Genomic DNA, 424 nt, shown 5'->3' on the forward strand with positions numbered 1-424 from the left:
CCAAAATAGAGAAGAAAAAGAAGCAGAATCAGCCATGTTTGAACATATAAATGAATCGTTAATCAAAAATGCAGAATATGTATATAGAAGTGATATAAATATAAACGAAACCTTGCTAAATCATTCAATAAAAAATACAGAGGATTAAAAGCCTCTGTATTTTTTATTGAACTATTCTGCTGTCAATCCACCATCTATAACATGTTCAGCACCAGTAGTAAATGAAGATTCATCTGAAAGTAAATATAAAACCAAGTAAGAAACCTCTCCAGCATCAGCTACTCTGCCTAAAGGTGTATTATCCGCAACGCCTTCGAAAAGCTTAATCTTTGTTTTGATACCGCCAGGATGTACAGAATTCACACGGATGTTATCTTCAGCCAATTCTAATGCAGCTGATTTTGTCATGCCCCTTACTGCAAAT

1 protein-coding gene is annotated in these 424 nt (G+C 34.2%); it reads right to left on the minus strand.

The annotated features are described in order from the left end of the window. Positions 1–171 precede the first annotated feature (171 nt). A partial coding sequence (locus ACF91D_RS32110) for an SDR family oxidoreductase (protein ID WP_392438755.1) occupies positions 172–424 on the minus strand: 253 nt, incomplete at its 5' end.

The sequence above is a fragment of the Staphylococcus sp. 231237_7MaSpsaltlick genome (assembly GCF_043107035.1).